The following is a 20,907-nucleotide window of genomic DNA, read 5'->3' on the forward strand; positions in this document are numbered from 1 at the left end:
GAAATGCCAGCGCATTGTGGGGAAATGGTGACGTTATCGCATTTCGTCCGGTGCGGCAGTGCCTGTAATGGCAAGTCCCGACTTCAAAACCGACGCGACGGCGTACACCAGCCCAAGTCTGGCAATAGTTGATTCTCGGTTTTTATCATTAACAAATCGTAATTCCGGCTGATCTTTACCTTTGTTCCAGTGGGCGTGGAAAGAACTGGCGAGGTCGTAGAGGTAAAAAGCGAGCCGATGCGGCTCCTGCGACTGGGCCGCCGCCTCGACGATCCGCGGGAATTCGGCGAGCTTGGCGACGAGCTGCAGTTCGGCCGGATCGCCAATGCCTGCAACGGTTTGCGCAAATTCTTCGGGGGAGACATCGAGGTCGCCGAAAGCCTCCCTCGCCTGCCGGAACACCGACATGCAGCGGGCATGCGCATATTGCACGTAAAAGACCGGATTATCTTTCGACTGTTCCGTCACTTTGGCGAAATCGAAGTCGAGCGGCTCGGAATTCTTGCGGTAAAGCATCATGAACCGGACCGAATCACTGCCGACTTCCTCGACGACGTCCCGAAGCGTGACGAAATCGCCCGAGCGTTTCGACATCTTCACCGGCTCGCCGTTGCGATAGAGCTTGACGAGCTGGCAGAGCAGCACGGTCAGCTTCGCCTTACCATCCGAAACGCCGCGTGCAACCGCTTCCAGGCGCTTGACGTAGCCGCCATGGTCGGCGCCGAGCACATAGATCATCTCGTCGAAACCGCGATCGAACTTGTTCTTGAAATAGGCGACGTCGGCAGCGAAATAGGTGTAGGAGCCGTCCGACTTGATCAGCGGCCTGTCCATATCGTCGCCCACTTCGGTCGAGCGGAACAGCGTCTGTTCACGGTCTTCCCAATCCTCGGGCAGCTGCCCCTTCGGCGGCGGCAAGGTGCCCTTGTAGACATAGCCCTTGAAGGTCAGGTCGTTGATCGCCGTGCGGATCGCGGCCGCGCCATTGGCATGCAGGGTACGCTCGGAGAAGAAGATATCGTGATGGACGTTCAGCGACGCCAGGTCTTCGCGGATCATCACCATCATCGCATCGATGGTGCGGTCCTTGACGATCGGCATCCATTGATCTTCCGGCATGTTGTGCAACCGCACGCCATAGTCGGCGGCAAGCGACTGTCCCACAGGCACGAGATAGTCGCCCGGATAGAGACCCGAGGGAATTTCGCCGATCTTTTCGCCGAGCGCTTCGCGATAACGCAGGAAGACGGAACGGGCGAGCACGTCGATCTGCGAGCCGGCATCGTTGATGTAATATTCCTTCTCAACGCCGTAGCCGGCAAAGGCGAGCAGGTTGGCGAGCGCGTCGCCGACGACGGCGCCGCGGCAATGGCCGACATGCATCGGCCCGGTCGGATTGGCCGAGACATATTCGACGTTGACCTTCCGGCCCTCGCCGAGCGTCGAGCGGCCGTAATCGGTGCCGGCGCCGATCATCGCAGCGAGCAGCCGCTGCCAGTAGCCAACAGAGAGACGGATATTGATGAAACCGGGACCGGCGACCGAAACATCGGCAACGTCGGCATCCTCCCTGAGCTTGGCGATGATGATGTCGGCCAGTGCGCGGGGATTGGTTCCGAGCGGTTTTGCCAGCACCATCGCGGCATTGGTCGCGACGTCGCCGTGGCTCGCGTCACGCGGCGGCTCAACGGCAATGCGGCCGAAATCGAGCTCAGATCGCTTTTCCCTGACCAGATCGATCTGTTCAAGGGCGGTTTTGATCCTGGCTTCGAAGTCGGTAAAAAGGTTCATCGCACTCTTCCATGCATAGGCTGTGCCAAAGGCCCAAATCGGCCCTTGGCGGGGCGACCGCTGCCTATCGCAAATCCGGAGTGTGGTCAAACAATCGCCTGTGGGCGCTGATCGCATAGGTGTCGGTCATGCCGGCCAGATAATCGCCGACATGGCGGGCCTTCGGCGCATCGGCCAGGCCGGCGATATGATCGACCCAGTAATGGCTCTGCATCTCCTTGGGATTGGCCATGTAGGCGGCAAAGAGATCGGTGACGATCTGGGCGGCACCGGCGCGGATGCGCATGATATCGGGATTGCGGTAGATGCGTTTGAAGAGCATCGCCTTGATCTGGCTATCGGTTTCGGCCATTCGACCTGAGAACGTGGCGATGACCCGGTCGGCAGCGCGGATGTCGGCGGCGCTCTCGGGGCGCAGCAGCGAAAGGCGCTCCTGCGCGACGGCGATCACGTCTTCGACCATGCGGGTGATCTGCCGCCGCATGATCTCATGGGTGAAGCGGCTCGGCTCCAGATGCGGGTATCGCGCCCTCACCTCGGCCATCAGCCCGGCAAGGAACGGGATTTCCTCCAGCATGTCGAAAGTCAGGTAACCGGAGCGCAGGCCGTCGTCGATATCGTGGGTGTTGTAGGCGATGTCGTCGGCAATCGCCGCGACCTGGGCCTCGAGACTGGCATAGGTCGCAAGCTCGAGATCGTGCAGTTCGCAATAGTCGAGGATCGGCTGCGGAACCGGACCGCGTGTGCCCACACCATCCGGCGTCAGCAGCGGACCATTGTGCTTGACCAGACCTTCGAGGCTTTCCCATGTCAGGTTGATGCCGTCGAATTCGGCATAACGCCGCTCCAGCTTGGTCACGATGCGCAGCGATTGGGCATTGTGGTCGAAGCCGCCATAGGGCAGCAGCACCTCGTGCAGCGCGTCCTCGCCGGTGTGGCCGAACGGCGTATGGCCGAAATCATGCACCAGCGCCACGCCCTCGGCCAGATCCTCGTCGAGCTTCAGGGCGCGGGCAAGCGCGCGGGCGATCTGCGCCACCTCGATCGTATGCGTCAGCCGGGTGCGGTAATGATCGCCGTCCTGGGCGATGAAGACCTGGGTCTTGTGCTTCAGCCGGCGGAAAGCGGTGGTGTGGACGATGCGGTCGCGGTCGCGCTGGAAATCGGAGCGCGTCGGGCTGCCGTCCTCCGGATAGAGCCGCCCGCGGCTCGTCCAGGGGTCTGCCGCATAGACCGCCCTGTCACTGCTGCCGAAACCTAAAGCACGCGTATCGATCGTCATTCTTCACCGTCATCCTGCATGTTGCCGCATCTGCCCATTGACGCCGCTTTGCGCTCTTCATACCTATAGCCCGAAGAAACGGCAAAGAGGCGCTTTCTCAACCACCTCGGCGCGTCATGGCCTTTTTCCGAGGATCATGATAAGTTTGTTTGATATCAGGCATTTGAACATTCAAGTGCCAAAACCCATTCTCTCCGGATCTTGACCCCGGCAGGAGGAAATATGACGGATACGAGTGTAACCCTTTCAGATGCCGCCGCAAAGCGTATCGCTGCGATCGTCGGCGCCGAGGCCGGCAAGAGCGCGCTGCGCGTCTCCGTCGAAGGCGGCGGCTGTTCGGGCTTTTCCTACAAGTTCGATCTTGCCGACAGCGCCGGCGATGACGACGTCGTCGTCGAGAAGTACGACGCCAAGGTGCTGATCGACAGCCTTTCGCTGGTCTACATGGCGGGTTCGGAGATCGACTTCGTCGACAATCTGCTCGGTCAATCCTTCCAGATCAAGAACCCGAACGCAGTGGCGAGCTGCGGCTGCGGCACCAGCTTCTCGATCTGAACATCTGAACATAGAGCGTTGTCCCCATCGAACCGGCCGAAGTTTTACTTCCGGCCGGTTTATCGGCTTGTTCGCCGGTGAAATACCGCGATAAAAGAAGCGCACGAAGCTAAACAGGACAGAGAGATGAAGATCGCGACCTGGAACATCAACGGCGTCAAGGCGCGCATCGACAATCTCACGCAATGGCTCAAGGATTCCGATCCGGATATCGTCTGCCTGCAGGAGATCAAGACGGTCGACGAAGGTTTTCCCAGGCTGGAGATCGAGGCGCTCGGCTATCACGTCGAAACACACGGCCAGAAGGGCTTCAACGGTGTGGCGATCCTCTCCAAGACTTCGCCTTCCGAAGTGAACCGCGGCCTGCCCGGCGACCCGCTGGACGAACAGTCGCGTTTCCTCGAAGCCGTATTCACGCTGCCCGACACACGCATCCTCCGCGTCTGCTGCATCTACCTACCGAACGGCAATCCTGTCGATACGGAGAAATATCCCTACAAGCTCGCCTGGATGGAGCGCCTGCGGAGCTTTGCCGCCGAGCGGCTGGCCTATGAGGAGATGCTGGTGCTTGCCGGCGATTACAATGTCATCCCGGAACCGCACGACTGCTTCGATCCCAAGGTCTGGGAAAGTGATGCGCTGTTTCTGCCGCAGACGCGGGAGGCGTTCCGCCGGCTCGAAAATCTCGGGCTGACGGATGCTGTGCGCGCGACGACGGATACGACGCAGTTCTATTCCTTCTGGGATTATCAGGCCGGCGCCTGGCCGAAGAACAACGGCATCCGCATCGACCATCTGCTGCTGTCGCCTGAGGCCGCCGACCGGATGACGTCGGCTGCGATCGAAAAACATGTGCGGGCCTGGGAAAAGCCGTCCGACCACGTGCCTGTGATCGCCAATTTCGATTTCGCTGCCTGAGCTAATCGCCGGCTCAGTCGTCTGAGCCGGTGGCAATGCTGTGCGAGAGGGATACCGCCGTGCGGCGGTCGGCCTCGTTGGCAACCGAGAAGGCCTGCTCCTGCAACGCTTCCATCCAGCCGCAATCCTTGGGCTTGCAGCGGTCGAGTGCGGCCGTCATCATCGCCAGGCCGCGGGCCGACTGGCCTTCGTCGAAAAGAATATTGCCGAAGACCGCCATGGCGCCGGGATGACCGCTCTTGCGGGCCTGGTTCAGCCATTTCTTCGCTTGCTGCGGGCTGGCATTGCCACCCTCGCCGGCCAGCATCATCTGCGCCAGCTGGAACTGCGCCTCGGGGACGCCGAAGGTGGAGGCCACCTGAAAATAAAGCTGGCGCGCCTGGCTGAGGTCGATCCGGACCGGACTGCCCGATATGCCGTGCTTGTAATAATTGGCGAGCGAAAGCAGCGCGTTGACGAAGAAGCCGGTATCTTCCGAGCCGGGCTCGACGCCCTGCTGGGCGATCTCGCTGTAAATCTTGAAGGCTTCGAAATCGTCCTGCGTCACGCCGTCGCCGTCGGCATACATGTTGGCAAGCGCCCAGCGCGAGCCGGTGTGGCCCTTTTCGGCGGCGTATTTATAGGCTTCGACCGCCTCTTCCTTCTGTCCGTTCTTGTAGGCTTTGAAGCCGAACTTGAAGAGATCGAAGGGGCCGGATTCCTTGCTGACGCCCGCCTTGATGTCGAATGCGCGGACCTGGCCGGACAGCGACAGCGCTACGGCCATAGACATGCCCATCAGCATGAATTTGAACTGTTTGAACTCGGACGTCACCATTTCAACCGATTTCTTTCGCTCATCGCAGGCGGGAAGCAGCAGCGCTCGCGCCGTGCATTCCGCGGATGTATTTCGTCGAGGCGAGCGATCCCGCGGCGAGCTCCATAGCTCCTTTGCCCGCGTCGCATCCAGCCCAGTGGCCTTTTTTCAAAGGCCGAATTCTCAGCGCGTCATTCAGAACCACCCGGCTCCCGGCATGGCCCGACTGCAATCTCCGTGGCACTCTTTCGGCAGGCGCTGCATCCGCCTTCCCGCCTTCACCATATTCGTAAACAGCAAATGTGACGAAAGCGGTATCGACATCTCCGGCAAAGCCGAGCCGCGCATCCGAGCGGGCCGAAAACGGCAACAACGAACGGCTCGAAGTCGCCGCCGCGAAGCCGGATTGGCGGCCGGAACAGCCTTGTCCAGAAAGCGAAACGACCGCAATCAAACGATTGCCGCCAATCGTTTTGCGCGATCTGGTGTTACTGGAAAAAAATCGACCCATGCTACTATTTACACGCACCGTAAGCCTGCCCATCTCCTCGCCTGACAATAGCGCTGCGCTCTCTTTGTGGCGGGAAATGGACAATTTCACCCCGCTGCCACCTTACGCCAATCGTCGTAAAAAAGTGTTGCGGAATCGTCACAAAACAGATCGTCCATTTGTCTTGCGGAGCGCTCAAAGAAAAGCCCGGCAAACTGCCGGGCTCTCAGACTTCTACTTAAACCGCAGGATTAGAACTTGATCTTTACGCTGGTGGAAAGGGCCGCCACCAGATCGTCGCCGAAGGAATATGAGACGTCATCGCCGTAAGTCTTGCCATTATATACGAAGGTGCCGGACTCACCGCTGGTCATGATGCCGAGCGCACCAGCCAGGCGCCATTCGACGTTTTCGACTGGCGTATAAGAAACACCTGCGCCAAGCGTCCAAGTGTCGGTCTGAGAGCCATAGCCCTGGCTTGTGCCGCGATCCCAGGTCAGGCTGAGAGCACCCGACCATTGGTCGTTGAACTTGTGGCCGACACCGCCGCTGATCGTCCAACCGTCGCGATAGAAGAGGTCGAGCGAGGTAAGTTGGCTACTGGCGTTGCAGGCGACGACGCCCTTGGTGGCCTTCGGGCAGAAGGCGATCGACTGCAGCACGCTCCAGTTCGTCCACTTGACCGAACCAAAGGCAAGCCAGTCGGGCGCAATGCCGCTCTGCAGTTTCAACTCGACGGAGTCGGGCGCTTCGGCCGAACCGTAGACGGGCGTCACGACACCGAGGTAGGGATTGGTGGGACTGACGGCCTTCGGCACCTCAGTCAGATCGACCGTGCCTGTGAGATCGTCATACTTGACCTTGCTGTTGTAGACCAGACTGGCGCGGAAGGCATATTCCTCGATTTCGTAGGCAATGCCTGCCCGCCATCCCATGGCCTGGTCGGAAAGGTCCAGACGGCCGGTGCCATCATAGATCAGCGAGGCCGGCGCCGTGGTGATCGGAGCAACGAGGCGTGTCTTGAAACCCTCGACCGTCTGATAGAAGCCTCCGCCGATCAGGCGAAGCTGGCCGGGACCCATATCGAAACGATAGGAGCAGGTGAGGCCGTAGTTGCGGGTGCTGATCTTGGTTTCGATATTGTTGTTGACGCCCAGCCAATCGGCGCCAGGATTGGTGTGCGCGCCGAATGGCGTGGAATAGTCGCCCATGCAGTCGATGGCGTCGCCGAAACCAACTTTTACCCCGAGATAGGGGACCCAGTAATCCTCCGTCTCATCCGCTGTGGTCGAACCACCGCCGATGCCGTTGGTGCCGAGGCCGTCGGAGGCTTTGGTGTCCTTGACGTTTTTCAGCTTGCGTTGCGGCATGACATAGGTGGCGCCGGATTGCACGGCGAACCGCGAATTGTCGAAGAGAAGGTCGATATTGTAGCCGCCGCGCTCCAGGCCGCCGGCGAAGGCCGGCGATGCAAGCGACGCAAGAAGAACGAGCGACGTTACGCCCTTGGAAAACCTACGCGATGCCATTGTGTCTCCCCCACTCCAGCAATTGATGTGACGCCACTCTAGTAAGTGTTCTCTCGACATGGCAACGCGCCCCACGGCGGCATTCCCAGGCATTACATTGGCCAACTTACGTAAAGAAATTGACGGACACGTCAAAAAATCTGGTTAATAAAATTTTATTCCAGAGTTGCCGGCTTTCAGATGGGGTTTTGGGTTTTCATTCCACACATTGTGGAAGCTGTATCAATCCGACAACAGTGACAGTTTTCGCCCGCGGGAGGCGCTTGGAGCCACAATCCACAGGCTCAACGCCTGAAATCAGCCGCTTTGAAGACCGAATCAACTGCGCCCAAAACGACAAAAAGACGCGCCCCTCGCGGAGCGCGTCTTTGAAATAACTTACCAAAACGGGCGATGAAACTTATCCGGCTTCGCTCACTCTGGAGAGTGCGGTCTTCAAGCTGGCGATCTGCCCCTTCAGTTCCTCGAGGCGCTCACGCTCGGCCTCGACCACCTCGGGATTGGCATTGGCGACGAACTTCTCGTTGGAGAGCTTGCCGTCGATGCGCGAGATCTCCCCTTCCATTTTGCCGATCGCCTTTTCAAGCCGAGCCTTTTCAGCGGAAAGGTCGATCAGATTGCCGAGCGGAAGGCAGATGGTGGCCTCGTCGACGACGATTTGAGCAGCCCCCTTCGGCGCATCGTCGGCCTGCGATATCACCTCGACACGCGCAAGCCGCTTGATGGCGGCGTCGTGGCGGAACAGCCTTTCGCGGGTCAGGTTGTTGGCCTTGACGACGACGAGCGGAGCCGTCGCCGACGGCGGCACGTTCATCTCGGCGCGCACCGAGCGGATGCCGGAGACGAGGTCGATCAGCCAGTTGATCTCGTCGGCGGCGCCGTTATCGGCATAGGAGGGCGAAGGCCATTCGGCGTGGCAGACCAGCGTATCGCGCTCTTTGCCCTCGCCGGCCGTATGCGCCCAGAGCTCTTCGGTCATGAAGGGCATGAAGGGATGCAGCAGTTTGTAGATCTCTTCGAGGATATAGGCGCTGCAGGCCTGGGCCTCGGCCTTGGCACCCTCGTCCTCGCCGTTGAAGACCGGCTTCAAAAGCTCGAGATACCAGTCGCAGACCTCGTTCCAGACAAAGCGGTAGAGCGCGCCGGCGGCATCGTTGAAGCGAAAGGCTTCGAGTGCTTCCGTAACGTCACGTTCCGTACGGGCAAGCTCCGTCAGGATCCAGCGGTTGATGGTGAGTTCGGCCGCCTCCGGCACGAAATGCGGATCGCTCTTGGCCCCATTCATCTCGGCGAAACGCGTGGCGTTCCAGAGCTTGGTGCCGAAATTGCGGTAGCCGGCGATGCGGGCCGGATCGAGCTTCACGTCACGGCCCTGCGCCGCCATGATCGCCAGGGTGAAACGCAGCGCATCGGCGCCGTATTCGTCGATCAGTTCCAGGGGATCGATGACGTTGCCCTTCGACTTCGACATCTTCTGCCCATTCTTGTCGCGCACCAGCGCGTGAATGTAGATCGTGTGGAAGGGTTCGACGGGATCGCCGTTCTCGTCCTTCATGAAATGCAGGCCCATCTGCATCATGCGAACGACCCAGAACGGGATGATATCGAAACCAGTGACCAGGACACTCGTCGGATAATAACGCGCGAGTTCCGGCGTCTGGTCCGGCCATCCGAGCGTCGAGAAGGGCCAGAGCGCGGAGGAGAACCAAGTGTCGAGCACGTCCTCGTCCCGCGTCAGGATCTCGCCCGGCTTGAAGTTTTCGAGCAGGTCCTCGACATAGGCCTTCATCGGCCCCTCATGCGAGAGGTAGTGCTGGATCGCCGCCTGCAGCGCCTCTTCCTCGGTCTTTTCGACGAAGACCTGGCCGTCCGGGCCATACCAGGCGGGAATCTGATGTCCCCACCAGAGCTGGCGGGAAATGCACCACGGCTCGATGTTTTCCAGCCAGTTGAAATAGGTGTTTTCCCAGTTCCTGGGAATGAACCTGGTTTTTCCCTCGCGAACGGATTCCAGCGCGGGTTGTCCCAATGTCTTGTTGTCGACAAACCATTGTTCGGTCAGCCGCGGCTCGATCGGCACGCCGCCGCGGTCGCCGTGCGGCACCATATTCTTGTGCGGCTCGATCTTGTCGAGGAGCCCGGCTTCTTCGAAGATCTCGACGATCACCTTGCGCGCATAGAAACGGTCCTGCCCTTCCAGACGATCCCAGGCGCCATGCAGCGCGGCCGGATTGTCGAGGCCTTCGAGGAAATCCTCGTTCTCCTTGATGGTAATCGTGGCATCGACGTTCATGACGTTGATGGCCCGCAGCTTCGCGCGCTTGCCGACCTCGAAGTCGTTGAAATCATGCGCAGGCGTGATCTTCACCGCGCCGGTGCCGGCCGTCGGGTCGGCATAATCGTCGGCGACGATCGGAATCTTGCGGCCGACGATCGGCAGAATGACATGCTTGCCGACGATCGGTTTGTAACGCTCGTCTTCGGGGTTCACGGCAACACCGGTATCGCCCAGCATCGTCTCCGGCCGCGTCGTCGCGACGACGATATAGTCGCGCGTCTCGAATTCGGTTGGCTTACCCTCCTCATCGAAGGCGATCGGATATTGATAGGTGACGCCCGGCTCGAGGGGATAACGCAGATGCCAGAGATGGCCCTTCATCTCGTGCTGCTCGACTTCCATGTCGGAGATAGCAGTCAGGAGTTTGGGGTCCCAATTGACCAGGCGCTTGTCCTTGTAGATCAGGCCTTCCTTGTAGAGCGTGACGAAAACCTCGAGAACCGCCTGCGACAGCCCCTCGTCCATGGTGAAGCGTTCGCGCGACCAGTCGCATGAGGCGCCCAGGCGCTTCAGCTGGTTGAAGATCAGGCCACCCGATTCAGCCTTCCATTCCCAGATCTTGTCGATGAAGGCTTCACGGCCCATTTCGCGGCGGCCGGGCAGCTGCTGTTCCATCAGCTTGCGCTCGACGACCATCTGCGTGGCGATGCCGGCATGGTCCATGCCCGGCTGCCAGAGCACATCCTTGCCGCGCATGCGCTCGAAGCGCACCATGATGTCCTGCAGCGTGTTATTCAGCGCATGGCCCATGTGCAGCGAACCGGTGACATTCGGCGGCGGGATCACGATGGTGAAGGTCTCAGCCCCGGGCTTGGCGTTCGCGCCGGCGCGGAAAGCGTCCTCCTCATCCCATTTCGCGGCGATTTTGGGTTCGACGGCAGCAGAATCATAGGTCTTGTCGAGCATTTTCTGACCAATTTCGAGGTTCGAGGATGGCGTTTGTAAATAGGATGGGCACGGGCAAGTCAATAAAAAAGCCGCCCCGGAGACCGGAGCGGCTTTTGAGGAAAAAGCAATCCGATCAGCGGCGCGGGCCGCGCGCCACGCGCTCGATTTCCTCGCGCACCAGCCGCTCGACCAGCGTCGGCAGATTATCATCAAGCCATTCGCGCAGCATCGGGCGCAGCATATCCTCGGCGATCTCGTCCAGCGAGCGGCGCTCCGCACCGTCGATGGCGGCGGCGAGCTCCTCGAAGGAGCGGCTGATCTGCAGGCCGGCATTCTCCGAAAGCAAGGTCGGCTGGACCTCGTCCATAAGGCTCGGCAGGAAAGCTTCGGTCGAGGACTGAGCGGGTTCCAAAGGCGGCAACGCCGTTTCGACGACGGTGGGCTCGGCGACTGAAGGCGCCGATGCGGCGACTTGGATCCGCGGTGGTTCCGCAAATACCGGCTCGGCCGGCTGCTCGATCACAGCCTGCGGAACCGGCGCTACGGTCGCCGGAGGGAAAACAGGCTGCGTCGGTTGCGGTGCAGCCGCGCGCGGCGGCTCCGGCATGATGGCCGGCTGCGGTTCAGGCTGGCGGAAGCCGCTCGGAATTTCACGCAATGCCTGACCGGCCTGCACGGCGCTCCGCTCGGAAGCGGCGCGCACGCGGGCGGCGACATCGGCAAGCGACAGGGCGCGGGCCGGCACTTCAGCTTCGGGGGCGGTGCCAGCCGAGTTGGCGGCGACGAAACGCGGATCGGAGGAGCGCATGGCCGGTTCGGGGAACTCCACGCCGGCATAAGTATCATCCACGGTCAGATGGATTTCGGAACCGTTCTCATCCTCATCGGCGCCGTAAACCGGCGGCAGGGATGCGGAAATCGCCTTGCCGGCGCCGGGCTCATTGCTTTCGATGATCTGGCGGATGGAGGCCAGAATTTCTTCCATGGACGGTTCACGCGCTACACTTGGCTGAGCCATTTCTATCCCCGTTATCCAAAAACAACGACCGGACGATGTGGAGCGGTCATCCGAATCACCGCGACCTTAGAATACCTCAGACGTGAAAAAAATCATCGCGAATCAAATGAATGCGGCCATGCACAGTTTTGTTACCCGATGGTTGCGACCTGGCAGCGTCAGGATAAATGATGTTTGTGAAGGCTTTCCGGCGATGCGTGGATTCTAACTGTTACAGCGTCCTTCGGGCGCCGGAGAAGACGCGGCTGCACTTCAACAAAAACGGGCGCCAGTGGCGCCCGTAGCTGGTCCATCGGCAGACGGTGTCAGAAAACGAATTCGCGCGCCTTGGCGAAACCCGGCAGCGGCTTGACGGAGGCATTGAAGAAGACGTTTTCCGAAACGGCGCCGCGCTCGGCGACGAACACCTTGGCGCGGGCGGCATTGCCGTAACCTTCGACCGTGATCAGACGACCGCCATCGCGCAATTGATCGAGAAGGGCCGCGGGCACCTCCTCCACTGCGCCGTTGACAAAAATCAGATCATAAGGAGCGCCGGCAGCGTAGCCCTTTTCGAGCGGTCCGGAGACGACCTCGACCTTGGCGTAGCCGGCGAGCTGGGTCTTCGCCTCGGCGGCCAGCGCCTCGTCGCATTCGAGCGCGATGACCGAGCCGGCAATGATCGACAGCAGCGCCGATGTGTAACCGGTGCCGCAACCGACTTCGAGGACGAAATCATCCTTGGTGATTGCGGCGAGCTGCAGCAGCTTGGCGAGCGGCGATGCCTCCATCAGGAAGCGCGCCGGCTTTCCGGGTGCGGCGGCCGATATCTCGACATCGTTGTCGATGTAAGCCAACAGCTTCGCCTTCTCCGGCACGAATGCCTCACGCGGGACCGTGAGAAACGCTGTCAGCACGGAATGCGAGGTAACGTCCGTCGTGCGAACCTGGGTGTCGACCATCTTTACGCGCGCTGCTTCGAAATCCATCATGTCCTCTCGCTCTTGAAAGCGGTTCCTGTCTCTCGTCTCTTAATCCCCGCCACCGATGCTTTCAAGGCTTGGCAGCCGCCGGCGAAAAGAATCCGGCAAACGCTTCTTCCGCGCAACAGAGGCAATGAGGCTCTGCACGTAAACGTGGAACTCCCCGCCCCTTCATGTTATGATTTTCAACGGAGGAAATAGGAGGAGCAGGCCATGTCTGCGATTTTCGAGTATCTGACGCTGTTCGATTTTTTCATCGTCGCAGCGCTCATCGGCATCTTCTGCTGCGGGCTGCTGGACGGCGAAACGACATTGAAGTGATAGAGGCGCCGTAGCGCTCAATCCCCGCATGGCGTCTGCGACAATCTTATGCCGGCGGACGGCAGGGCATGCGGTGGTGGGAGATGTTGGAGGCCTCGCCCGGAATTGAACCGGGGTACAAGGATTTGCAGTCCTCTGCGTCACCACTCCGCCACGAGGCCTCACAAGCTCGTTATCTGAGCCGTGGCGAGCGTTTAGAATGATCGTAAGGAAATCGCAAGAGGGCATTTCGGAAAAACGCCATTCTGCGGCTGCCGAAAAGTCCATTTTCCCGTGTCCGGCCGGCATGAGCGCAGGCTCGAATTTCCCTCATCGTAGCCATGCCCCTTCCCGGCAGTGATCGCATTTGAAACAAATCGTTAGCTTGACGATCGTCCTGCGGGCCTCATATTGGCCCCGGGAGGGCGATAGGAGCTGCAATGGATTGGGCTGCCCTCAAGTCGAAGCACGTGCATGCGGCATATGATGCCGACAGCCGCGATCTTCATGTAAAATTTCCGGGTTCTCCACCGGTGAAACATGCGGACATTCCGCCGCACGTCTACCAGAACCTGCTGGAAACGAGTGATCCGCACTTCTATTACAACTACTATATCGCGCCTTCCCGGGTCCCACAGGGCAGCCGACATAGGGTCTTCCTTTTTTACGCGCTGAAGCTCGTCCTTCTCCTTGCCGTCAGCAGCCTGCTGATGGTGACCAGCCTCGATCAGGGTCCCAACGGCGTTTTCGAGGAAAGCGAACTCAGATCCAACTAGATTAGTGTGGACGATGCACCCGGCTCAACTGCGACCGGGCCTGCGGCTACACGATTGGTCAAGCCATCGAAATTGTCGCTTCTGTTCTGATTGCGATAGCGGCGATCGTTTCGGTCGCGATCGTTATTGCCGTCACGTTCGTTCCGGCCGTTGAAATTGCGGTAGTTGCGAGGCCCGTTATAGCTGCCGCCCTGGCCGTGATCGACGACGCAGCCTTCGGGACGGCGGCAGATGCCGCGAGCATCGAAACCCCGGCCGTCGACAGCCTGGGCCTCGGCCGCAACGCCTGAGAGAATCGTCGCCGCCGACAGGGCGACAACAAAAAATGCCTTCATGTTCTCACCTGGACCATTTTAGCGCTTTTCACATTTTCAATCCGCAAACAACGGGGATGAAAATCCATTTGCTATTCCCGACCGCTCCCCGGGTGCTCTCAGCTAGCCGGTTTCCGACGCCTGTGCCACCAGACCGCCAGGCGGCGCCGAAGCCGGCGTGCCACAGGAAGATCGTGCGAGAGCACAAGAAAGCCGAGCGGCAACATCCAGAAACCCAGGATCGGCAGGAAGCCCAGGAACCCGCATAGTATGAGGGCGATGCCGATGGCCATCCGCGCGATGCGGGAGCGCGGCATGCCGATGCTGAAGGAGCCGAGCATAAGCCTACCGCTTGCATGATCGATGCCGAAGCGCCCTGCCCGCTTCCCGGGCTTTTCGCCGCCTCTCGTTTCTTCGCGATCATTCCGGTTCGTCATTCCCCAGAGATGGGCACAGACAACCCAAATACAAGTTCATTTCATTTTTTTGAAAAAACCGCTTGGCAAATCGGGCAAGCATTTGTATTAGCCCACTCACACCGCGCCAAGCAGTGATCCCTGGTAGCTCAGCGGTAGAGCATTCGACTGTTAATCGACAGGTCGCCGGTTCGAATCCGGCCCGGGGAGCCATTTTCAAGTTAATCGCCTGTTTCGTTGAGAAATCCGAAAGCAGGCGTTTTCTTCTGACTTTTAGCCCTAAATCAGCATCCCCTAATCCTTGCGAAAATTCACAAGACGCATAAATTCAATCCATCGGATAGCTTTTGCTGGTGACCACGGATGTACTGGCACCGGGCTGATGCAATCAAAGAAGGTCGGCGCGAGCATTCGCCCCGACCTTTTTCTTTGTTCAGGCGCCGGAAACAAGACGCCCGCCGAGTTGGTATCCCGACGGGCTGCTGTGGTGGTGTGGTAAGGTCAAGTCGACGGCTTCAAGGGGCCGGAGCACTGCCGACTAAAAATTGAAATACACGGTCACGCCTGATCGACGACGATAGGGGTAATCGTCGCGATAGCCGTAATAATCACGATAGCCATAGTGCCGAGGACGGTAGCACGAGCCGTAGTACCGGCAGTCGCGGTAAGCGTACCGGCTTTTCTTCCAGTGGCCATACGCATGTCCGTTACCGTGGCGACGGTCTTTGACCTGCTCGACGTCGGCGGTGTGCATTGCTACCGGTTTCGGCACGAAAATCGGCGTGGCGTTTAGCGGCAGGGCGAAACATGCAGCCAAGACTGTGGCTGCGACTACGGGAAAAAGCTTTTTCATCGGCGCATCCTTTCAGGCCCCGAGTCTGGGTTAATACGCATTAACCTGGCATGAACGGCTCTCCCCTGTGGAATTTCCAGAAAGACACCAGCGGTCGCGGTGATCGCGGCGGCCATCGGTGTTGGAGGAGCGGAGGTCACGTCAATGTGGCGCGGATTGCGCGACTCGAAAACAGCGGCGGCGCTTCACGTGCGGTAGCCAAAGAACCGCCAAAGGTGTAGAGCCCATCGTATGGCCCTAGACCCGCTCAAAGCACTCTCCGACTATTGCGAAGCCGATTGCACCGTGCAGTTCTGGATCGCCGGCGCGCCCGCAGTTGAATTCAAATCTCTACAGGCGGCTGTGAGTTACGCTAGAAATAATGGCGGTCGATGGCAGGAGATCGAAATCACGGTGCATTTGCCCCGCGAGGATATCGTCTACGGAACCGATAAGGTGCACCAGTTGATCGATGCCCTGCCACGCGACCAGTGACATTGTTGGAATCGGCCCAAAGATCCAGGTCGCAAGAGAACAGCGTCGCCGCGGTCGTGTGCGCCCGCGGGGCGCCGACGCTTATCGAAATTCATTACTCTGGAGCCGGGTCGTCCTGGCGTTCGCCTTTAACGAAAGCGACAAGCGGCGAACCGGCCATCTTTGCGTTGCCGGTCTGATGGTATAGAGACTGCGGCAGGACGCGACCGCCATTAACTTAAGAATGGGGTCGGGCGGCAGATTGACGTCACGTCGCTGCCACGAGATCACGTGGCCGTTCTTTCTTGATCATTGCAGTGTGGGAACCGCGCTCGCACCTCCCTTTCGAACACATACTATCGCCACGACCATCAAACGGGAATGACGCCAGGAGCCGATCACGATCCTGCCTGCCGACCTGCGCGGTCGCTCACGGAGCACCTCCTCCCGCAAGCTGCCGCTCTTAGCGGACGAGAGCCGACCGCTTTTAATAGCTGCACGAACGGCCGTCACCGGGTCTGAAGCCATCGGCGCAGGCCGGGTTCAAGGAATCTCCCGGCTGATATCCCGATGCCGAGCCATATGAATTCGGCGCCGTCGAGCAGGCCGAAGTGATAAAGGCAAGACTGATTGCTCCGGCCGCGACAAATGCCCGAAATCTGTTCATCGATGCTTCTCCGATTTACGCTGTGATGCAGCCATGAGTTTCTGCCTTTGGGAGTAACGGGAGAATTTCCCCACCTTGAACCCAAGATATAGGTGCGCTCCCCGGCTGGCGTTAGCGCGAGCGCCCTAGATTTCGTCAATCTTTATAATCTGCGTCTGAAGATCGTCGATGATCAAGCGGCCGGGAACAAACACCGCGGTTAAAAGTTGAGTGGCATCAACAACGTAACGTCAGCTTTGACAGGAGGTCTCTCATGGGTCGCGGTATTCTACTTTGGCTGCTCGGTGTTCCACTGCCTATCATCATCCTTCTTGCTCTGTTTATGCGATAGGAACAGATCATGTCGGTTTCAATGACAGGTTCCGGAGAGGTTGCCACTCCGGTCGAATCCTCCAAATCGGCCATGACATGGGGGCCTATCTTCGGGGGTGCGGCCGCGGCCATTGGCGTCACCCTCATTCTTCTGCTGCTTGGATCCGGGCTCGGGCTGACGATGGTGTCGCCCTGGTCGGGGCAAAGCAGTTCGCTCGGGACACTCGGCGTGACGGCGGCAATCTGGCTCGTTCTCGTGCAATGGCTCTCGTCGGCGCTCGGAGGCTATATTACCGGCCGGCTGCGGACGAAATGGGCGGCTGTTCACACGGACGAGGTTTTCTTCCGTGACACGGCGCATGGTTTCCTAAGCTGGGCTCTGGCGACCGTCTTCGTCGCCGGCTTTCTCGCATCATCGCTGACCTCGCTGGCCGGCGCGGGTGCACAAGCCGTGGGCTCGGCCGTGGGATCGACTGCCACGGCCGCCGGCACGGCAGCAGCTTCGTCGGCAGACTCGCCGGTGGATCTTTCCACCTCCTATTTTACCGACGCATTGCTGCGCCCTGACCAGGCTCGCGCCGCGGCGACGTCCAATGATGCCGCGGCAACATCCGAGGTGTCCCGCATCCTCCTCAACGGCGCGGCAGAGGGCAAGATTCCGGATGACGACAAGGCCTATCTTGCCACCATCGTCTCCTCTCGGACGGGTCTTTCCGAAGCCGATGCACGCACCCGCGTCGATACGGTGCTGAAGCGGATCGACGACGCCAAGGTCGCCGCCCAGAAAGCTGCCGATGAGGCACGCAAGGCGGCCTCCACGACGGCCCTGCTCGGCTCGCTGTCACTTCTGATCGGGGCTTTCATCGCCTCTGCTGCCGCAGCGTTTGGCGGATCGCAACGCGACGAAGAGGAAGATCTCATCGTTGCACGCCGGCTCTGAAAACCGGCGGAAACCGGGGCGCGGGGTCGAAAGGCCCCTCGCCCTATTTTATGTTTGAACGCAACCCTTCGCCAGGTTGCAGTTTATTTCGCGGCGAGCGGAACATGTCGCCATTTTTGAGCTTCGGTTAGGTCACACCCTTTCCGGAGAAGATAGATGGCCAAGAAGACGAAGACCTCGCCCTCGGACAACGCGACGATTCATGATCAGAAGCTGCACCGCGGTGCAGGCGGTGAGCTGCATCAGTTTGCCGAGGACGGCATGCCGGTGCTGACCACAGCACAGGGCGGCCCCGTTTCCGACGATCAGAATACACTTCGTCTCGGCGCCCGCGGCCCTGCCCTCATCGATGACTTCCATTTTCGCGAGAAGATCTTTCATTTCGACCACGAGCGCATTCCCGAGCGGGTCGTGCATGCGCGCGGTTATGGCGCCCATGGCTATTTCGAAACCTATGAATCGCTGGCCGCCTACACCCGGGCCGATCTTTTCCAGCGGCCCGGGGAAAAGACGCCGGCCTTCGTGCGGTTTTCGACAGTCGCCGGCAGCAAGGGGTCCTTCGATCTGGCGCGCGACGTGCGCGGTTTCGCGGTGAAGCTCTACACGCAGCAGGGTAATTGGGATCTGGTCGGCAATAACATTCCCGTCTTCTTCATTCAGGACGCGATCAAATTTCCCGACCTCGTCCATTCCGTAAAGCCGGAACCCGACAGGCAATTTCCGCAGGCGCAGTCTGCGCATGACAATTTCTGGGACTTCATCTCCCTCACCCCGGAAAGCATGCATATGATCATGTGGGTCATGTCGGACCGCGCCATCCCGCGCTCCTTCCGTTTCATGGAGGGGTTTGGCGTTCACACCTTCCGCTTCGTCAACGCGGCCGATGAATCGACCTTCGTCAAATTTCATTGGAAACCGAAACTCGGCCTGCAATCCGTCGCCTGGAACGAGGCGGTCAAGATAAACGGTGCGGATCCGGACTTCCATCGCCGCGACCTCTGGCAGTCGATTCAGTCAGGAAACTTCCCGGAGTGGGAGCTCTGTGTGCAGCTTTTCGATCAGGACTTCGCCGACACGTTCGACTTCGACATCCTCGATCCGACGAAGATCATTCCCGAGGAGATCCTGCCGGTCAAACCGATCGGCCGTCTGGTGCTCGACCGAATGCCCGAGAACTTTTTCGCCGAAACCGAGCAGGTCGCCTTCATGACGCAGAACGTTCCACCTGGCATCGACTTCAGCAACGACCCGCTTCTGCAGGGTCGGAACTTCTCCTATCTCGACACGCAGCTGAAACGTCTGGGCGGCCCGAATTTCACCCACCTGCCGATCAACGCTCCGAAATGTCCCTTCCACAATTTCCAGCAGGATGGCCACATGGCGATGCGCAATCCTGTCGGACGGGTCAATTACCAGCCGAACTCCTGGAATCAAGGACCGCGACAATCGCCGGTTCAGGGCTATCGTCACTTCCCGGCCGAGGAGCAGGGTCCCAAAGTCCGGTTGCGGTCGGAAAGCTTTGCCGATCATTACAGCCAGGCCAGGCAGTTCTTCATCAGTCAGACTGCGCCGGAGCAACGCCATATCGCAGCAGCGCTGATCTTCGAATTGAGCAAGGTCGAAACACCGGTCATTCGCGAGCGCATGGTCTCGCATCTCATGAACATCGATGAGACTTTGGCCAGCAAGGTCGGCCACGCACTCGGCTTCAAATCGATGCCGAAGCCTGCCGATGCCGCCATGCCGACGCGCCAGGATCTCGAGCCGTCGCCGGCGCTCAGCATTGTCGAGCGCGGTCCGAAGCGGTTCGAAGGACGCAAGCTCGGTATTCTTGTCACCGACGGCAGCGACGCCGCGATCTTCAAGGCGCTGCTTGCCGAGATCACCGAGCAGAAGGCAACATTCGAAGTGATCGCGCCAAAGATCGGCGGCGTGACGCTCTCGGACGGCAATTGGATCGAGGCGCATCAGATGATCGACGGCGGACCTTCGGTGCTTTACGACGCCGTCGCGCTGCTGCCCTCGTCGGCGGGAAGCAGCGATCTGCTAAAGGAGGCAACGGCCCATGATTTCGTTTCGGATGCCTTCGTGCACTGCAAGTTCATCGGCTATGTGGAAACAGCGCTGCCCCTCATGCAAAAGGCCGGAATTGCCGATTCCCTGGATGAGGGCGTGCTTGCGCTTAGAGCGGCCGGGGATGTCGCGGCCTTTGTCAAAGCGCTTGGCAAATTGCGTGTCTGGGGCCGCGAACCGTCGGTCAAACTGAATTGAACTTAGGGTGGCCATGAGAATGGCTCGTCGTCCAGAACCCGCGGAAACGCGGGTTTTAAACTGTTCGCAGCACGTGATTTATTGAGCCTGGATGATGGAAACATCTGCTCCATCCTTCGTTTATGCGCTATGCGCTGGCGTTTTCGACAGATTTCCGACTTGGCCGTCTTATGGGCAGGGCATCGCGCGGTCCCTGTCACGCTGGTCGCGTTGCTCGCCCTATGGGCGGCGGCGGGCCTCAGTTTTTCTTTCCCACGGCAATGGTTTCTGCTGACCAACATGATGGGGACGCTCATCATATTTTTTATTCTTCTGCTGGTGCAGCACTCCCAAAATCGGGACATGGTGGCGCTCCAAACCAAGCTCAACGAACTGATCCGATCAAGCAAGGCCGGAAATCACTGGATTGCGGCTGAGAAGAAAGAGGCCGAGGCCATCGAGGAAATGCGGCAGCAACACCACGACCAGATGTCAGAGCCGATGAACTAAAACGTGTCGCATCGAGGCGATATGCCTCAGGTGGAGGCCGCCTCCGCGGCGGATTTTTCATCCGCTTTTTCCTCGACACATTCGGCTTGCGCGGCAAGCGTCTTGCTCATTTCTCTGAGTTCACCCTCGTCCAACTTCTCGATGCCGACGAACTTGTTGGCGGCCTGGCTCGTCAGGATGAGTTCGTCGAGCTTGGCCTGAACCGCTTTGCCGTCACGGTTCTGGCTGTTCTGCAATACAAATACCATCAGGAAGGTGATGATGGTCGTGGTCGTATTGATCACCAGCTGCCAGGTTTCAGAATAGCCGAAAAAGGGACCGGATACCGCCCAGGCAATCACGAGCGTCAAAGCCGCGACAAAGGTGAACGGCTTTCCCGAGAAATCGGCGACGACGGTTGCAAAGGAAGAGAAGAAGTTGGGTTTGTTCGACATCTGAAAAGCCTCGCTAATTGCAGCGACAATGCTGTCAATCGACAAGATCAACGTCATTTCCTGGCCGAAGTTCCTCGCCCTGCGGAGCTGCCCGCGCATCCGGAAATCCAGCCTG

21 protein-coding genes and 2 tRNA genes are annotated in these 20,907 nt (G+C 59.5%); 9 read left to right on the forward strand and 14 right to left on the reverse strand.

Features of this window, described 5'->3' with window-relative positions:
• Positions 1–33 precede the first annotated feature (33 nt).
• Positions 34–1,791 carry an arginine--tRNA ligase gene (argS, locus tag FHX14_RS09740; protein WP_003586960.1) on the reverse strand — a complete coding sequence of 586 codons (1,758 nt, stop codon included), beginning with the start codon at positions 1,789–1,791 and terminating at the stop codon, positions 34–36.
• Positions 1,792–1,855: 64 nt separating this feature from the next.
• On the reverse strand, positions 1,856–3,073 hold the full coding sequence (locus FHX14_RS09745) for a deoxyguanosinetriphosphate triphosphohydrolase (protein WP_183693237.1): 1,218 nt from the start codon (positions 3,071–3,073) through the stop codon (positions 1,856–1,858).
• A gap of 222 nt (positions 3,074–3,295) precedes the next feature.
• Here FHX14_RS09745 and erpA point away from each other — a divergent pair, with 222 nt between their 5' ends.
• On the forward strand, positions 3,296–3,628 hold the full coding sequence (erpA, locus tag FHX14_RS09750) for an iron-sulfur cluster insertion protein ErpA (RefSeq protein ID WP_003586964.1): 333 nt from the start codon (positions 3,296–3,298) through the stop codon (positions 3,626–3,628).
• 126 nt (positions 3,629–3,754) lie between these two features.
• The gene (xth, locus tag FHX14_RS09755) at positions 3,755–4,546 is read left to right on the forward strand and encodes an exodeoxyribonuclease III (protein WP_003586966.1); all 792 of its coding nucleotides are present in this window, start codon (positions 3,755–3,757) and stop codon (positions 4,544–4,546) included.
• Positions 4,547–4,559: 13 nt separating this feature from the next.
• Here xth and exoR read toward each other — a convergent pair whose 3' ends face one another.
• From exoR to FHX14_RS09790, 7 genes are all read right to left on the reverse strand, one after another.
• Entirely contained in the window at positions 4,560–5,363 is an 804-nt protein-coding gene (exoR, locus tag FHX14_RS09760; protein ID WP_003586968.1) for an exopolysaccharide production regulator ExoR, read from the reverse strand.
• Positions 5,364–5,382: 19 nt separating this feature from the next.
• On the reverse strand, positions 5,383–5,943 hold the full coding sequence (locus FHX14_RS09765; RefSeq protein WP_348649238.1) for a hypothetical protein: 561 nt from the start codon (positions 5,941–5,943) through the stop codon (positions 5,383–5,385).
• Between the two features lie 140 nt (positions 5,944–6,083).
• A complete protein-coding gene (locus tag FHX14_RS09770; RefSeq protein WP_003586971.1) occupies positions 6,084–7,361 on the reverse strand; it encodes an OmpP1/FadL family transporter in 1,278 nt (425 codons plus the stop codon).
• 400 nt (positions 7,362–7,761) lie between these two features.
• Entirely contained in the window at positions 7,762–10,605 is a 2,844-nt protein-coding gene (locus FHX14_RS09775) for a valine--tRNA ligase (RefSeq protein ID WP_003586974.1), read from the reverse strand.
• 115 nt (positions 10,606–10,720) lie between these two features.
• Entirely contained in the window at positions 10,721–11,605 is an 885-nt protein-coding gene (locus FHX14_RS09780) for a DUF2497 domain-containing protein (RefSeq protein ID WP_012557472.1), read from the reverse strand.
• Positions 11,606–11,910: 305 nt separating this feature from the next.
• Positions 11,911–12,576 (reverse strand): protein-L-isoaspartate O-methyltransferase, encoded by a 666-nt coding sequence (locus FHX14_RS09785; protein WP_184376968.1) that lies wholly within the window; start codon positions 12,574–12,576, stop codon positions 11,911–11,913.
• A gap of 399 nt (positions 12,577–12,975) precedes the next feature.
• Positions 12,976–13,049 (reverse strand) — tRNA-Cys (locus FHX14_RS09790).
• A 258-nt stretch (positions 13,050–13,307) separates the two neighbouring features.
• Between FHX14_RS09790 and FHX14_RS09795 the strand changes: the two genes are divergently transcribed.
• On the forward strand, positions 13,308–13,643 hold the full coding sequence (locus FHX14_RS09795; RefSeq protein ID WP_183693245.1) for a KTSC domain-containing protein: 336 nt from the start codon (positions 13,308–13,310) through the stop codon (positions 13,641–13,643).
• On the opposite strand, the gene FHX14_RS09800 is transcribed toward FHX14_RS09795, so the two are convergent.
• Positions 13,640–13,978 carry a hypothetical protein gene (locus FHX14_RS09800; protein WP_183693248.1) on the reverse strand — a complete coding sequence of 113 codons (339 nt, stop codon included), beginning with the start codon at positions 13,976–13,978 and terminating at the stop codon, positions 13,640–13,642. The two genes, FHX14_RS09795 and FHX14_RS09800, sit on opposite strands and share 4 nt — an antisense overlap.
• Before the next feature lie 98 nt (positions 13,979–14,076).
• Complete coding sequence (locus FHX14_RS09805; protein ID WP_183693250.1) at positions 14,077–14,394, reverse strand: hypothetical protein; 318 nt, start codon at positions 14,392–14,394, stop codon at positions 14,077–14,079.
• On the opposite strand from FHX14_RS09805, the gene FHX14_RS09810 reads away from it, so the two are divergent.
• Together FHX14_RS09810 and FHX14_RS09815 are read left to right on the forward strand one after the other, a co-directional pair.
• Positions 14,314–14,511, forward strand: a complete 198-nt coding sequence (locus tag FHX14_RS09810) for a hypothetical protein (protein WP_183693455.1) — start codon at positions 14,314–14,316, stop codon at positions 14,509–14,511. The genes FHX14_RS09805 and FHX14_RS09810 overlap by 81 nt on opposite strands.
• Positions 14,512–14,586, forward strand: a tRNA-Asn gene (locus tag FHX14_RS09815).
• A gap of 325 nt (positions 14,587–14,911) precedes the next feature.
• Here FHX14_RS09815 and FHX14_RS09820 read toward each other — a convergent pair.
• Entirely contained in the window at positions 14,912–15,226 is a 315-nt protein-coding gene (locus FHX14_RS09820; protein WP_183693252.1) for a hypothetical protein, read from the reverse strand.
• A gap of 231 nt (positions 15,227–15,457) precedes the next feature.
• On the opposite strand from FHX14_RS09820, the gene FHX14_RS09825 reads away from it, so the two are divergent.
• Positions 15,458–15,700, forward strand: a complete 243-nt coding sequence (locus FHX14_RS09825; RefSeq protein ID WP_184376969.1) for a hypothetical protein — start codon at positions 15,458–15,460, stop codon at positions 15,698–15,700.
• 466 nt (positions 15,701–16,166) lie between these two features.
• On the opposite strand, the gene FHX14_RS33015 is transcribed toward FHX14_RS09825, so the two are convergent.
• Entirely contained in the window at positions 16,167–16,346 is a 180-nt protein-coding gene (locus FHX14_RS33015) for a hypothetical protein (protein ID WP_003586986.1), read from the reverse strand.
• A 340-nt stretch (positions 16,347–16,686) separates the two neighbouring features.
• On the opposite strand from FHX14_RS33015, the gene FHX14_RS09830 reads away from it, so the two are divergent.
• From FHX14_RS09830 to FHX14_RS09840, 3 genes are all read left to right on the forward strand, one after another.
• Positions 16,687–17,598: a hypothetical protein gene (locus FHX14_RS09830; RefSeq protein ID WP_183693256.1), complete on the forward strand. Its 912-nt coding sequence runs from the start codon at positions 16,687–16,689 to the stop codon at positions 17,596–17,598.
• Positions 17,599–17,754: 156 nt separating this feature from the next.
• Positions 17,755–19,869, forward strand: coding sequence for a catalase (locus tag FHX14_RS09835; RefSeq protein ID WP_184376970.1), 2,115 nt, complete (start codon positions 17,755–17,757; stop codon positions 19,867–19,869).
• A gap of 129 nt (positions 19,870–19,998) precedes the next feature.
• Complete coding sequence (locus FHX14_RS09840; protein ID WP_184377032.1) at positions 19,999–20,358, forward strand: low affinity iron permease family protein; 360 nt, start codon at positions 19,999–20,001, stop codon at positions 20,356–20,358.
• A gap of 26 nt (positions 20,359–20,384) precedes the next feature.
• Here FHX14_RS09840 and FHX14_RS09845 read toward each other — a convergent pair whose 3' ends face one another.
• A complete protein-coding gene (locus tag FHX14_RS09845) occupies positions 20,385–20,792 on the reverse strand; it encodes a low affinity iron permease family protein (protein ID WP_003586990.1) in 408 nt (135 codons plus the stop codon).
• Positions 20,793–20,907: the final 115 nt, after the last annotated feature.

The organism is Rhizobium sp. BK619 (genome assembly GCF_014195245.1).
Classification (GTDB): Bacteria; Pseudomonadota; Alphaproteobacteria; order Rhizobiales; family Rhizobiaceae; genus Rhizobium; species Rhizobium acidisoli.